Consider the following 13,538-nt stretch of genomic DNA (forward strand, 5'->3'; position numbering starts at 1 on the left):
ATGGCGAGTAATGAGTAGCGAATGGTCGGCAGCGAGTTCTTCCATTCGCTACTCGCCATTCGCTATTCGCCCTACTTCACCACCCCCGCCTCCCTGAAATACTTCATCACGCCGGGATGGATCAGCGCCGCATTCGGCGCAGCCGCGACCGTGTTCGCGGCTGTGGTCTCGCAGGCCTGCGGCAGCTTCTTGCACAGCGCGGCCTCGGCCCCGTGCAGCGTGCGCGCCAGCCGGTAGGCGACGTCGTCGGGCAGGCTTTCGCGCGCGAGCACAAAACTCCATGACCCGACGGAATCGATCGCGGCCGGCTGGTTGGGATAGCTGTTGGCGGGGACCGTCAGCGGCTTGAGAAAGGTGTGCTTGGCGCGGATGCGCGCGATCTCGCCGGCGTCGGGCGCGATGAAGCGTGCGCCGCCGGGGCTTTGCGCCATCGCAGCAAAACCCGGCCAGCCGACGCCCGCGCCCCACAGCGCGGCCGCACGGCCGTCCTGCACCATGGCGGGGCCGTCGCCGGCGCGGTCGAGATAGATCGACTTGAAGTCCTCGTCCTGCTTCAGCCCGATACCGTCGAGCATGTAGCGCGACAGAATCGGCAGGCCGGAGCCCTTGGCGCCGAAGGCAACCGGCTGGCCGACCAGATCCCTGATCGTCTTGTAGGGACTGTCGGCGCGCACCACGAACATGCCGGGACTGGAATACATCGCGGTGAGGATTTTCAGCCTTGTCGCCGCCCGGCCGATGCCCATGAAGGCTTCGTAGGCGGGCTCGCCGGCCACCAGCGCAATGTCGAGCTGGTCGGATTCCAGCAGCGGGATGTTTTCGTTGGAGCCCTTGGTATTGCGCGGCTCGATCGAGAGCGCGGGATCGGCGGCGTTCATGATTTCCGCGAACGCATTGCCATAAACCGGGAAGCCGCCGCCCGGCGTCGCGGTCCCAAGGCTTATCGGGGTGCTGATTGTGGATTTGGTAATGGCCTTGCCTCCATCCTGCGCTGTGGCGCCGCCCGCAAACAGGAGAAGACCGGCACAGGCAATCCCAGCGAATTTCATTGTTGGCCTCAAGCGTTCGGTGACGAATGACGCGAGACCGGTTGTAGGCAAGCACGGGGCCTTATGAAAGCCTGTTCTCAGCCCCCAACCCGGCATTGCCGTATCGCTGTCATGCCTGTAAACGATGCCAGCACCGTTGCCGGCCGCCTCTTTCGGCCGCTCGCGGCGGGGCCTGTAGCTCAATGGTTAGAGCCGGCCGCTCATAACGGTCTGGTTGCAGGTTCGAGTCCTGCCGGGCCCACCACATTGATGATCCGCCGCCGTTCGAGAACATCCGTTGTCATTCGCCGAAGCGATATTTTTCCTTATTTTTCCGTGATATTCTGCTGCCCAAACGTTCGCCGGCATTCGCAGGTCGTTCGCTACATCCCGTCGTTTTGTTGGCATATTTGTTGGTATCTTAACGATGGCAGAAGCGAGATACCAACATGCCGTTGACGGACGTGAGATGCCGAAATGCCAAGGCACGGATCAAGCCGTTCAAGCTCTCCGATGGCGGCGGCTTGCACCTATTGATCAATTCGGAAGGAGCTAAATACTGGCGCTTGGCATATCGGTGGCATGGCAAGCAACGAACGCTTGCGCTTGGCGTCTATCCAGCTGTTGGGCTAATGGATGCGCGTGCGGCGCGCGACGATGCCAAGCGCAGCCTTGCTGCAAGCATCGATCCTTCCATAGTAAAACGTGAGCGCAAACGAATCGCGAAGGTCGCCGCGGGCAATACCTTCGAAGCAATTGCGCGGGAATGGCACGCAAATTGGAAGGACGCCCGTAGCCCCTACTACGCTGAGCAGATACTCCGGCGCCTGGAGACTGATATCTTTCCAGCGATTGGTCGGCGTGCGGTCGCTGAACTCGAACCGCCGGAGTTGCTCGATATCTTGCGCAAAGTCGAGAAGCGCGGGGCGAACGAAATGGCGCGGCGACTAAAGCAGCTTGTTAGCCAGATATTCCGCTTCGCAATCGCGACGGGCAGAGCGAAGCGAGATCCATCCGCTGACCTAAAGGACGCGTTGCGGGCTACGGGAGAACCGCGACATCACAGAGCGATGCCGCTCATGGAGTTGCCAACGTTCTTGCAAAATTTGGAGAGCTACAGCGGCGAGCAGCAAACCAAACTCGCATTAAAACTCATGACTCTTACATTTCTTCGGACAACCGAATTGCGAGCAGGCAGGTGGACCGAATTAGAGAACCTTGATGAAAATTCCGCTCAGTGGCGCATTCCCGCCGAACGCATGAAGATGCGACTTGAACACTTGGTGCCCCTGTCACGCCAAGCTGTCGCAGTGTTGCGCGAGCTACGTACCCTCTCTCGCAACAGCCCCAATGTTTTCCCGTCTCCTGGCAAAAGTGGCTGCATGTCCAGCAACACCATGCTCTATGCCCTTTATAGGATGGGATATCACGGCCGAGCCACTACACATGGCTTCCGTACGGTAGCTTCCACGATCCTAAACGAGAGCAATCTCTTCAACCGTGACTGGATTGAACGCCAGCTCGCGCACGTTGAAAGAAACGAAGTGCGACGCGCCTACAACGCTGCGGAATGGATGCCTGATCGTCGACGAATGATGCAGTGGTGGGCAGACCACATCACTGCCATGGCCCTTGAAAGTAATAGGATCGTTCCGCTACTGCGAGCAAGGTAGACCAGAGCTACATCGATCACACCGCAGCAGCGACTACAGTGTCCCTACGCACTGGCCGCTCGGTGTTCGCTATCTTGTACGCAAATGGTGCTCCCTAGGGGAATCGAGCCGCTGTCTCAGCCTTGAAAGGGCCGGACGAGCTGCACCAGCCGCCCAGCACCACACGTGGACGAGCACGCCCTGTATCCAGCCCGACGGCGTACCATTCATCCCGACATCGGGGCTGCTCCCGAATCGCCGGCCCAGCTCCATTCGGTTCGGGCCCAAATCTAGTGACCGGTGGAGCGTCGGTTCATTTCCTCCAGAAGCCCGCGCATTGCATCGAACTGCGTGCCGAAACCTTTCCAATCTCCGGACTTCAATCGCTCCACTGCTTGATTGTAGCGATCGAGCGCCTCCCGTGCCTGATTTGCCGCCGGGCCTGTGGCGGGCCTCTCCTCTGTCGTGGTTGAAACTCCCGGCGTAGCGCCGGGCTCCATGAACAGCGCTGACAAGGCTTCGGCGAGTGTCTCCTTCATCACCACATGTTCGCCGTAGGCTGCGATCACGCGTTTCAGCTCCGGCAGGTGTCCGTGCTCCGCTCGCAAATAGAGCGGCGTTACATAAAGGATCGAGTTCTCGATCGGGATCACAAGCAGGTTCGCGCCGCGTATCACCCGCGAACCCATCTGATTCCACAGCGTGATTTGTTGCGATATCTCGGTGCTCTGATTGATCCGCGCTTCGATCTGGAACGGCCCGTAGACGAGCTTCTCCTTGGGAAACTCGTAGACGATCAGCTTGCCGTAGTCGGGGGCGTCGCAACGCGCGGCGAGCCACGCGATCATGTTGTCGCGGCGGCTGGGCACCATCGGAAGCATGAGGAAGAACTCGGCCTGCGGCTCGCCGGGCAGCCGCATGATGATGTAATAAGGCGCCATCGTTGCAATGCCGCCGCCGCCCGGCTGGCGCGGAAACTGCCAGAGATCCTCTCGGTTATAGAAAACGTCGGCCGCCTCCATGTGGTAGGTCTGATAGAGCCGCGCCTGAATCAGGAACAGGTCCTCCGGATAGCGAATATGCCTCTGCAGGTCCGCCGGCATGGCCGAGAACGGCTTGAACAAGCTCGGAAAGATGCGCTGGAAGGTTGCGGCGACCGGGTCGGCGGTGTCCATCAGATAAAAGTCGACGGTTCCGTTATAGGCATCGACGATAACCTTCACTGAATTGCGAATGTAATTGATGCCCAGCTCCTGCGCCGGCTCTGCATAGGGGAAATAGGAACTCACGGTATAGGCGTCTTGGATCCAGAACATCCGCCCATCGCTGATGACCAGATAAGGATCGTGATCGAGCCTGAGGAAGGGAGCAATCGTTGCTACCCGTTGCTGGATATTGCGGCGGATCATGATCCGGCTGTCGGCGGTGATGTAGCTTGAGAGCAGCAGGTTCGGGTCGTTGAAGTAATAAGCAAACAGGCCTCTCCACACCATCGATCCGATCGGAACGCCACCGGTGCCGTCATAGGCCGCGTAGACATTGTCCTTTCCCTTTGGATAGTCGAACTCAGGTGTGCTGCCTTTGACGATGACGTAGCTGTCGTGCTCTTCGCCATAGTAGATGCGCGGTTCGCGGATCTGGGGGCCTCCGTCCGCGACAGGGGGGTATGTCGCGCAAATAAAAGAATGGCAGCCCTTCGCTGCTCTTGCGAGTGACCGGGCTCATCACCGCGCCGGTGCCGTGAGTAAACAGCACGTGGCGGTTGACCCAGGTCTGGGCATTCGGCGGCAGCAAGGAGGGCCGCAGTTCGCGGGCCGAGATCATTACGCTTTGGTAGGAGCCATCGAGCCAATAGCGATCAACGTCAACATCATGGAATTTATAGTAAGTGCGGATCTCCTGCAGCTGCGCGTAGGTGTCCGACAAGGGCTGCCAGTCCCACAGCCTGATATTCTCGATTGTCGCCTTGTTGGCGTCGAGCGTCTTGAAGGTAAGCTTCTGTTCGGCAGCAAACGGCTTTGCGGCGATCTGATCGAGATTGTATGCCTGCCGGGTGAGCGCGATGTTGCGTTCAATGTAGGGCCTCTCCAGTTCCAACTCGCTTGGTTTGACGAAGAACTGCCGGAACAGCACGGGCACCAAGCCGGACAGCACGAAAGAGCCGACGACGACAAGCATGACCGCGGCGGCAGGCAGCCGGTAGGTCCTCACCCGGAGGTTTGCCAACGCGGCAAACGCCGCCATGATCGACAGCGCGATCATTAGCCACAGGCCCGGCAGCCCCACATGCACATCGGTGTAACTGGCGCCGACGACGACGCCGTTGTCGCCATAGAGCAGCAGATAACGGTCGAGAACGTACGACCAGGCCTTCACGACGAAGAGAAGAGCAAGCAACGCCGAGCCGTGAGCAATCACTGTCGGCGACATCGATCGGTGCTGCACGTCGTATTCGATGGCGCCGTGCACCAGTAGATTGCTGCGGCGAAAAGCGCGCTCAGCACGAGCGTGAGCAGCATCCAGTTTTTGATGAGGATATAGGCTGGCAGCACGAAGAGATAGAAACTGATGTCCTTGTTGAAGAGCGGATCGTCGGCGCCGTAGGAAACGTGATAGAAAAACTGCAGGATGGCGCCCCAATTGCCCACTTCTGCCGCGGCAACCAGCAGCGCGAGCAAACCTGCGCCGCCCGCGATGACGCGGGGCCATGGCAGCCGATCGCGCACGACCGTCAGCAGGTCGGGCGGCGGCACATTGCCCGCAAGATTCCACACGAAGGCCGCGACAGATTGCGTCGGCTGCCGTCGGGCAAAACGCACCGCGAGCCATCCGTTCAACCAAAGGACGACCGCAGTTCCGGTCCAGACTGCAAAAAGAACGACGGCTTTGGCGCCGATTGTTGTCCAAAAAACCTGCGGATAACCGATCGCGGAAAACCACAGCCAGTCAACCAGGAAGTCGCTCGTGAGCCAGAGCAGGATCAGGCAAACCGCGACGAAGACGGCCGCAATGATGAACCCGACCACGGCGCCTTGCCTTGGTACCTTCCGTCCGGGTCCGGTAATCCCGATCGTCATGATTTTATTATAGCGGGAATGAGTGACGCCGGCCGCTTAATTCGTGCGAGTCAACGCGCAGGACGGACGCTCGAGGCTCTATCGCCAGGACCGCGGAACGATTGAGCTGTTTCGAGCGTTGGCGGCAGGGCCGGACCAGCCGATGGCTTTCCGCCAGTGCGTGTTTCTGCGCCAACTCTTACAGATACCGCGGCATAGAGTGGCGACCTGCTAGCGGTGGCTGTGCTATCGCGTGTCTGCATTGCATGCAGAGGTCAGACCGAAAGCCGGTGCTTTGGCAGGTGTCGGCTGATGGCATCAACTGCCGGCGAGCCAGGCGCCCCCTGCCCGAGACGCTCAGCCCAATTGGCTGATTTGTTCCTCGGTAACGACGCGCTCGACTTTCTCGGTCTTGCTCTTGATCCGGTAGCGGGGTCGTCCATCCGCCTCGATGGGCATGCGAGCAATAATTGTATAAACGTCTCGTTGCTTTGGCACAGCGCGACCCTGCGGCCCCTGAAACTGGAAAAGCACGTCGTCATTGATCGCGTAATTGTATGCCATGGTCTTCGCTCATTTTCTCGGCTTTGGCAGGTCGATGCGCTCATCTGAGAATTCCGGCGGGCCCTCTGTGAGCCTGCGTACGCGACGTTCGCGTTCTTCGACCGGCAGGGATGGATCGAGCAACTGGCCGATCTGCTCGACTGCGAAATTTTCAATTTCAACCGGATCGCGCTGGGCGGACCCAAGGGAAGCGGCAGACGGCACGGCGCTCAACCCAAGCTCGATTAGTTGACGAATGGCGTCGGAGCGGACCGTGTCATGAGCTTCCGCCCAAGCATCGACATCCGCGGTAAGTCTTTCCGAAAGGTTCACAGCACTGATGGCATCGCAGCCGCCGCCTGGACGACGGATCGTGTGGTTGGGATTGCTTTTGGCGAAATCGGGCACGTCTCAGATCTGCCAGCCCGCGAGGTAACCCCATTGAATGCACATTGTAACCGCTTTTCGCACCAGACGAGTTGCCCCCTATCAATGACCGTATTGCAGGAGCCGGTTTCTCAGAGAAGCGTTTTTAGAACAAATACTTAAGTAAAGCAAGCATTGACATCGCGCACAAAACATCTGGACACCACGATGAGGCATGTATATATTCGTTTCAACGCTCATTTCTGATGTTTAAAACATCACTGCGATTCTTGAGGCCTTGGACAGTCGATCATAGCTCGCCCAACAACGAGCAAATCGCTCCACGGCATGAGGGAGACGAATGTGCAACTTGCTTCCATGCCTTGGGATTCCATCGTCGTGGCGATGGCTACGATCCTCATGTTCTCAATACTGCTGGCCGCGCTTGCGTGGGGCGTTCATCAGAGCGGCTGATCTCAATCAGCTGCTCGAAACGAGTTGCTCTGATGAGGTCGAATTCAAACGGGCGGTCTCGATCAAACTGTCCGCCGCGTGGGAGTTTCAATGATGGAACCAGTGAATCCAGTGATTATCAAGAAGTACGGCAATCGGCGCCTCTACAATACGGCGACCAGCGCCTATGAGAACCTCGAAAGCCTCGCGAGCATGGCAAAACGTGGGGAAAATTTCGTCGTCTACGATGCGAAATCCGGCGACGATATCACCCAGTTCGTTCTCCGACACATCCTATCGGAAGAAGAAAAAAAGAGCGGCCAGGATCTCTTGCCAATTGCCTTCATGCGTCGGCTGATCGGTTTCTATGGGGATGCCATGCAGGGGATGGTGCCGGCTTATCTCGAGCGGTCGATGGAAGCTTTGACGCGCGAGCGGGAAAAACAACTGAGGTGAGTCAGCATGTTGCTGAATCGAGCAACGCCGCCGGAGGATGGCAAACTCCGGAGCGGAGATTTCTACATCCCTCGGCTGGGTCAATTGAATGCTGCTCAGCACTTGCCGGTTTCAATGAGTCGGTTCGTGGCGCGATACCGCGCCTTGTTTGACGATGAGATCCATATACCGAAGCGTCTTGATCTCTCGGAATTCGGAGACTTGGCCGACTACCTTCACATCCTTGTCCTCGGAGCGTCGAGAGAGGTTTGGACGTTTCAACGTTTTGCGCCGTTCGCTGCGGCGCGAATTGGTTTGGACCTGACCGGCGCAAAGGTAACTGACCAGCGCTTTGCACCGTACAACCGGCGGCTTGACGAGAAACTCGTCCGCCTCTTGCGAGAGAAAGCCCCGTTCTACGTTGGCACCCACGTGGATGAAATCGGAGGCGAACGCATTGTGCACCGCTTGTTCATACCGATGAGTGATGTCGGCCGGCTCATCACACATTGCATCTTGATGTCGGTGTAGGGGCGTCGCAGCTGCAGCGGATTTGTTGCAACAATAGCTGGGAGGACGACATGACTGCCAATGTTGGACAAGCGTTTCTTTTGTGCGCAGGCGCTTTCTTGCTCTCCTTCTTCGCCATTTGGGCATTCTGGTTTATTGAGAGGTTGCGAGGCGATAGTGCGCCGAAGCCGGGTGGCTCAAGAGCAAAAAGCCCGTGGTCGAGGTAACTACGACGCCGACGTGAAGAGCGCGGCATTCGTTATGCGCTTGTTCGATGCCGCCAGCCGCACCTTGGTGCTCAACCCGGCTCCAAGCAGCGTCGGGCTGGCGACGATGCTCGACCATTGCTCCAGCCTGCGCATGCAGCGCGGATCAGCCGCCTGATCCCTGAGCAAACGCTAAGCCGTCCCCTGCAGGCGGCATTCTGCAGGCAAAAAAGCCACGGCGGAAGCAAAGCGTGTTCTAGCAGATGAGGTTGCGCACAACTGGGTTGCGGTCGGGCGTGTTCCACCGATTGCGCTCTCGATATCGGACCATGAAGGACTCCATGACATTTCTCGATGTTGCCTTGATTCAGTCTCTGGTCGCGGACTACGGTTATGCGGCCGTTTTCGTCGTCGTAATGCTTGAAAGCTCGGGACTTCCGTTACCTGGCGAGACAGTTCTTGTTTTCGCAGCCGTCTACGCCGGCGCTCAGCATGGGTTGGATATTCGGCTCATCATTGCAGTCGCAGCCTGTGGCGCAATTCTGGGCGACAATTTCGGCTTTTGGGCTGGCCGCCGATTTGGCCGAAGCCTATTGCTCAAGCATGGGCACCTCATCCGGATTGGCAGCCGGCAACTTGCTCTCGGGGAATACCTCTTTGCAAGATATGGCGGCGCGATTGTATTTTTCGGACGCTTCGTTGCGTTCTTGAGAGTTTATGCGGCGATTCTCGCTGGAACGAACCGGCTTCGGCCTTTACATTTCGCCATCTATAACGCTGCTGGCGGGGTGATCTGGGCGACCATTTTCGGGCTTGGGGGCTATTTAGTCGGTAAGAACGTCGAGCAGCTTCTCGGTCCGATCGGGTGGGTTGCGCTCGCCTCGTTCGCCGTGGGCGGATACTTCTTGTGGTCCTTCTTCAAGAGCCATGAGGAGCGGTTCCTCACAGATGCCGAGCGCGCCCTCGCGGCGCGCGAATCTTCGATGCACCGGGACGTCTGAAGGGACGCCGCACGCAAACCCGAGCCCGGCTTTCCTGTTGATGGGAACAGTCGGCTATTGCATCAGAATCGACGGGGAACTGCTTCGAAGAACCGCCGCGGGTTGGAAAGACAAGCAGCGGCCTCGACAATTCTCAATTCCGGGGCGCCGGTAGCGGCGGTCTGCTCAATCACGGCAAAGGTAGCTGAAACCGCTTCGCTCATCGCAAACGGGGTCGTCGACCCGCGGATCAACGAGGATACCAAGAGCGCGGCAAAGAGATCTCCCGTCCCAGACGGCGCTATCGGCAGCTTTGGCGTGGTCACGCTCCATACCGCTGATCCTTCGACCGTGAATGTATCAATTTCGTCTTCCCGCGTGTCAGTCAGATGTGCGCCCGTCACGACAACCGTGGAGGAACTCGGCTCCGCCAATCTTCGCGCCGCGATCACCAGGTCTTCCAGACTACCAATCTCGGTATTTCTCAGCCACCCGAGCTCGAATTGGTTCGGCGTCACGATATTCGCCATCGGGCAAAGCCGATCCCGAAAAAGTTCGGGAAGACCGTGCTGCACGAACAGACCGCGATCGGCATCGCCGATGACCGGATCGCAGCAATAGATCAGCGTGGGATTGCTCCTCATTGCCCGAGCGACGAAGGCAGCCACGACTTCCGCAATCTCTGGCGAGCCGAGATATCCGGACAAAATAACTTGGCAGCCATCGATCACTCCCCGCTCCTCCAGTCCCGTGAGGAGATCAGCAACCAGTTCGGCATCGAGAACTAGACCTCTGATAGTCGGATACCCCGGTCGGTTGCTGAACAGGGTTGTAGGCACCGCCATCACATCGATCCCCAGCGTTTGCATGGGAAAGACCGCAGCGCTGTTTCCAACGTGCCCGTGAACGACCTGAGATTGGATGGAAATCACGCTCATGATGTTTCCAGTTTGTCATGGTGGCAAAATTCGGAGGCCGACCCGCAGGCGGTATCGACCGATCACCGGCACAGGTTTCCGACCAGCAATCCCTAACGACGAGACGCTTGAGGGATCGGCTCCGCATCTTTGCTCGGATCAAGCAGCCGATGGAGATGAACGATGAAATAGCGCATGTGCGCATTATCGACGGTCTGCTGCGCCTTCGCTTTCCAAGCCGCATGCGCAGATGCGTAGTTCGGAAATATGCCGACGGTCTCGACTTTTGCGAGGTCCTTGAAGGTCGTGTGCTCGAAATCGACGAGTTCGCCGCCGACGACGAGATGAAGCAACTGCGGCCTACCGGTGCCTGACATTGGAGTTCCTTTGGTTGCAGTGACACGGGCGACGTCGCCGTCCGCGTCACTGTTGAGTAGTTAGCGACAAATCGGCTCGCCCGGACGCTTCGGTTCCATTGGTGGCCGAAGTCTGGTTCGAATGTCACGCGGAGCCGATTCAATTTTCGCCCCACGACGCGGCATCTGCGGGTCACGTTGTCGGATTGGATAACCAACGAGAGATCGGTCGGGATACCCACCACGCTTGTAACTTCAAGTGCCGCCCTGTTTCGGAAAGGTTGCGGACGGTGCAGTCAATGCCGGCGCCGCTGAGCGCGATTGTTCCTGCTTTCAATACCCGGTGCCTGGGCGCCGAGCGTTTGTTCGTCATTGTCTTAAATTTCTGACGACACGTTTGTTCGCCGAGCTAAAGTTGACGACCTACCATCATGGCTTTGGTCTTCGCGATCGCTTCAGCCGGATTGAGCCCCTTCGGGCAGGCCTGAGCACAATTCATGATCGTATGACAGCGATAGAGGCGGAATGGGTCCTCGAGACTGTCCAGCCGCTCGCCGGCCATCTCGTCTCGGGAGTCCACCAACCAGCGATAGGACTGCAGCAGTGCAGCAGGCCCGAGATAGCGCTCGCCATTCCACCAATAGCTGGGACATGAGGTGGAGCAACACGCGCACAAGATGCACTCATAAAGACCATCCAGCTTCTCCCGATCCTGATGGCTTTGCCGCCGTTCATCTTCCGGTGCCGTAGTAACCGATTGAAGCCATGGCTTGATCGAAGCATATTGGGCATAGAAGTTGGTCAAATCCGGAATCAGATCCTTTACAACCTCCAAATGGGGTAAGGGATAGACCCGCACGTCGTCAGCGATGGCATCGATGCTCTTGGTGCACGCCAGAGTATTGGCACCGTCGATGTTCATGGCGCAGGAACCACAGACCCCCTCTCGGCATGACCGTCTAAAGGCCAGAGTCTGGTCGACCTCATTCTTGATCTTGATAAGCGCGTCGAGCACCATCGGGCCGCACGTATCAAGATCCACTTCGTAAGTGTCGACGCGCGGATTCGATTCCTCGTCCGGACTCCAGCGGTAGACGCGGAACGTCTTGACCCGCGTCGCACCTGAAGCGGCTATAAAAACCTTTCCCTCAGTAACCGTGGAGTTTTTTGGCAAGCTTAGCTGGACCATCCCGGTCTCCTTTGTCAGCGTTCATCGCGAGGAACGCAGTTCAGTAAACGCGGGCCGCTGGCTCGATATACTGAATGTCCTTGCTCAGTGTGTATGTATGGACGGGCCGATAATCCAAACGGACGGACCCATTTGGATCCACCCAGGCAAGCGTGTGTTTCATCCAATTTTCGTCATCCCGCTTCGGGAAATCCTCGCGAGCGTGAGCTCCACGGCTCTCCTTGCGTGCGATGGCCGAATCCACCAGCGCCGTCGCCTGAAGAAGAAGATTTTCAAACTCAAGTGTTTCGATCAAATCGGAATTCCAGACCATCGATCGGTCGGACACGGCGATGTCGGATAAACCGTTCCACACCTCTTGCAACGCCTCTTTGCCTTCCTGCAGGATGGTTCCCGTCCGGAAGACGGTCGCGTAGCTCTGCATTGCACGCTGCATCTGCAGCCTGAGAGCCGGCGTTGGCGTTCCGCCCTTGGCGTTGCGTAGTCGGTCGAACCGGGCCAAGGTCTCGTCCCCGGTGTCCGGCGGCAGTTCAGGCTGCGTAGCTTTCGCGGTCAATTTTTCAGCGCAGCGCAGCGCCGCCGCGCGGCCGAATACGACGATATCGAGAAGCGAATTGCAGCCGAGTCTGTTTGCTCCATGCACTGAGACGCAGGCGGCCTCGCCGGCGGCCATCAGGCCCTTGACGGTCGCATCCGGATTGCCGCTGGAGGGCCGGATCACCTCGCCGTGATAATTCGCGGGGATGCCGCCCATGCAGTAGTGGGCGGTCGGCAGCACCGGGATCGGCTGTCGCGTGACGTCGACACCGGAGAAAACCCGCGCCGATTCCGAAATGCCCGGCAACCGCTCATGCAGCATCGCGGGCTCCAAGTGATCAAGATGCAGGAAGATGTGGTCCTTCTTCGGTCCCACGCCGCGACCTTCGCGAATTTCAACGGTCATCGCGCGAGAGACGACATCGCGCGACGCGAGATCCCGCGCGGAAGGCGCGTAGCGCTCCATGAAGCGCTCGCCCTCGGAGTTCACCAGGTAGCCACCCTCTCCCCGCGCACCTTCCGTGATCAGACATCCTGCCCCATAGATCCCGGTCGGATGAAACTGCATAAACTCCATGTCCTGCAGCGGGAGGCCAGCGCGAAGCACAATCCCGCCACCGTCGCCGGTGCAGGTGTGTGCCGAGGTACAGGAAAAGTAGATCCGGCCGTAGCCGCCGGTTGCCAGTATGACAGTCTGCGCCCTGAAGCGATGCAGGGTTCCGTCCATCAGCGACCATGCGATGACGCCGCGGCACTCGTCATCCACCATAATGAGGTCGAGCACAAAATACTCGATGAAGAACTCAGCACCTACCCGCAGAGCTTGCCCATAGAGCGTGTGGATCAAAGCATGTCCTGTTCGATCCGCCGCAGCGCATGCACGGGGGACCGGATTCTTGCCGAAGTCGCTCATATGCCCGCCGAACGGCCTTTGGTAGATCTTTCCGTCTTCGGTACGAGAGAAGGGCATCCCCGCATGCTCGAGCTCGATGACCGTGGGTGCGGCTTGCCGGCACATGTATTCGATTGCATCCTGGTCGCCGAGCCAGTCAGCCCCCTTGACCGTGTCGTACATATGCCATTGCCAGCTGTCCTCGCCGAGGTTGCCGAGGCTGGCCGCAATACCACCCTGGGCCGCGACCGTATGACTGCGTGTCGGAAACACCTTTGTGATGCAGGCGGTCGTTAAACCGGCTTCGACGGCCCCTTGGGTGGCACGCAAACCGGCTCCGCCGGCTCCGACGACGACCACATCAAACGTATGGTCGATGAACTTGTATGCGCATGTCGAACTCATGTTATTCCTCGAC

General features: G+C 58.6%; 11 protein-coding genes, 1 tRNA gene and 2 pseudogenes. 6 read left to right on the forward strand and 8 right to left on the reverse strand.

The genetic code is table 11. The features are described 5' to 3' along the window. Positions 1-71: 71 nt before the first annotated feature. Positions 72-1,049, reverse strand: a complete 978-nt coding sequence (locus tag ACVWVY_RS42170; RefSeq protein WP_456631919.1) for a TAXI family TRAP transporter solute-binding subunit — start codon at positions 1,047-1,049, stop codon at positions 72-74. Positions 1,050-1,217: 168 nt separating this feature from the next. Between ACVWVY_RS42170 and ACVWVY_RS42175 the strand changes: the two genes are divergently transcribed. Together ACVWVY_RS42175 and ACVWVY_RS42180 are read left to right on the forward strand one after the other, a co-directional pair. Beyond that, positions 1,218-1,293 (forward strand) — tRNA-Ile (locus ACVWVY_RS42175). A 184-nt stretch (positions 1,294-1,477) separates the two neighbouring features. Then, positions 1,478-2,701 (forward strand): tyrosine-type recombinase/integrase, encoded by a 1,224-nt coding sequence (locus ACVWVY_RS42180; RefSeq protein WP_456631920.1) that lies wholly within the window; start codon positions 1,478-1,480, stop codon positions 2,699-2,701. 269 nt (positions 2,702-2,970) lie between these two features. Here the strand turns inward: ACVWVY_RS42180 and ACVWVY_RS42185 are convergent. The 3 genes and pseudogenes from ACVWVY_RS42185 to ACVWVY_RS42195 form a co-directional block, all read right to left on the reverse strand. After that, a pseudogene (locus ACVWVY_RS42185) lies at positions 2,971-5,757 on the reverse strand (UPF0182 family membrane protein). A 336-nt stretch (positions 5,758-6,093) separates the two neighbouring features. Further along, positions 6,094-6,300, reverse strand: coding sequence for a hypothetical protein (locus ACVWVY_RS42190; RefSeq protein ID WP_456631921.1), 207 nt, complete (start codon positions 6,298-6,300; stop codon positions 6,094-6,096). A gap of 9 nt (positions 6,301-6,309) precedes the next feature. Continuing rightward, positions 6,310-6,687: a hypothetical protein gene (locus tag ACVWVY_RS42195; RefSeq protein WP_456631922.1), complete on the reverse strand. Its 378-nt coding sequence runs from the start codon at positions 6,685-6,687 to the stop codon at positions 6,310-6,312. 522 nt (positions 6,688-7,209) lie between these two features. Here ACVWVY_RS42195 and phaR point away from each other — a divergent pair. The 4 genes and pseudogenes from phaR to ACVWVY_RS42215 form a co-directional block, all read left to right on the forward strand. After that, positions 7,210-7,542 (forward strand): annotated as a pseudogene (gene phaR / locus ACVWVY_RS42200) (polyhydroxyalkanoate synthesis repressor PhaR); the annotation flags it as partial. A gap of 18 nt (positions 7,543-7,560) precedes the next feature. Beyond that, complete coding sequence (locus ACVWVY_RS42205) at positions 7,561-8,064, forward strand: hypothetical protein (protein WP_456631923.1); 504 nt, start codon at positions 7,561-7,563, stop codon at positions 8,062-8,064. A gap of 60 nt (positions 8,065-8,124) precedes the next feature. Further along, positions 8,125-8,427: a hypothetical protein gene (locus tag ACVWVY_RS42210; RefSeq protein ID WP_456631924.1), complete on the forward strand. Its 303-nt coding sequence runs from the start codon at positions 8,125-8,127 to the stop codon at positions 8,425-8,427. A gap of 163 nt (positions 8,428-8,590) precedes the next feature. Beyond that, positions 8,591-9,250, forward strand: coding sequence for a DedA family protein (locus ACVWVY_RS42215; protein ID WP_456631925.1), 660 nt, complete (start codon positions 8,591-8,593; stop codon positions 9,248-9,250). Between the two features lie 62 nt (positions 9,251-9,312). Here ACVWVY_RS42215 and pdxY read toward each other — a convergent pair whose 3' ends face one another. The 4 genes from pdxY to sdhA form a co-directional block, all read right to left on the reverse strand. After that, on the reverse strand, positions 9,313-10,167 hold the full coding sequence (pdxY, locus tag ACVWVY_RS42220; protein WP_456631926.1) for a pyridoxal kinase PdxY: 855 nt from the start codon (positions 10,165-10,167) through the stop codon (positions 9,313-9,315). A 92-nt stretch (positions 10,168-10,259) separates the two neighbouring features. Continuing rightward, positions 10,260-10,523 carry a DUF4170 domain-containing protein gene (locus ACVWVY_RS42225; RefSeq protein ID WP_456631927.1) on the reverse strand — a complete coding sequence of 88 codons (264 nt, stop codon included), beginning with the start codon at positions 10,521-10,523 and terminating at the stop codon, positions 10,260-10,262. Positions 10,524-10,911: 388 nt separating this feature from the next. After that, positions 10,912-11,691: a succinate dehydrogenase iron-sulfur subunit gene (locus tag ACVWVY_RS42230; protein WP_456631928.1), complete on the reverse strand. Its 780-nt coding sequence runs from the start codon at positions 11,689-11,691 to the stop codon at positions 10,912-10,914. Positions 11,692-11,731: 40 nt separating this feature from the next. Further along, complete coding sequence (gene sdhA / locus ACVWVY_RS42235; RefSeq protein WP_456631929.1) at positions 11,732-13,525, reverse strand: succinate dehydrogenase flavoprotein subunit; 1,794 nt, start codon at positions 13,523-13,525, stop codon at positions 11,732-11,734. Positions 13,526-13,538 lie beyond the last annotated feature (13 nt).

Source organism: Bradyrhizobium sp. URHC0002 (assembly GCF_054059515.1).

What these genes read in the sequence shown, in the direction of transcription:
- ACVWVY_RS42210 (WP_456631924.1), top strand. Translation starts at nt 8,125, where the DNA reads ATGTTGGACAAGCGTTTCTTTTGTGCGCAGGCGCTTTCTTGCTCTCCT.
- ACVWVY_RS42180 (WP_456631920.1), top strand. Translation starts at nt 1,478, where the DNA reads ATGCCGTTGACGGACGTGAGATGCCGAAATGCCAAGGCACGGATCAAG.
- ACVWVY_RS42205 (WP_456631923.1), top strand. Translation starts at nt 7,561, where the DNA reads ATGTTGCTGAATCGAGCAACGCCGCCGGAGGATGGCAAACTCCGGAGC.
- ACVWVY_RS42225 (WP_456631927.1), bottom strand. Translation starts at nt 10,523, where the DNA reads ATGTCAGGCACCGGTAGGCCGCAGTTGCTTCATCTCGTCGTCGGCGGC.
- ACVWVY_RS42230 (WP_456631928.1), bottom strand. Translation starts at nt 11,691, where the DNA reads ATGGTCCAGCTAAGCTTGCCAAAAAACTCCACGGTTACTGAGGGAAAG.
- ACVWVY_RS42215 (WP_456631925.1), top strand. Translation starts at nt 8,591, where the DNA reads ATGACATTTCTCGATGTTGCCTTGATTCAGTCTCTGGTCGCGGACTAC.
- ACVWVY_RS42170 (WP_456631919.1), bottom strand. Translation starts at nt 1,049, where the DNA reads ATGAAATTCGCTGGGATTGCCTGTGCCGGTCTTCTCCTGTTTGCGGGC.
- pdxY (WP_456631926.1), bottom strand. Translation starts at nt 10,167, where the DNA reads ATGAGCGTGATTTCCATCCAATCTCAGGTCGTTCACGGGCACGTTGGA.
- sdhA (WP_456631929.1), bottom strand. Translation starts at nt 13,525, where the DNA reads ATGAGTTCGACATGCGCATACAAGTTCATCGACCATACGTTTGATGTG.
- ACVWVY_RS42190 (WP_456631921.1), bottom strand. Translation starts at nt 6,300, where the DNA reads ATGGCATACAATTACGCGATCAATGACGACGTGCTTTTCCAGTTTCAG.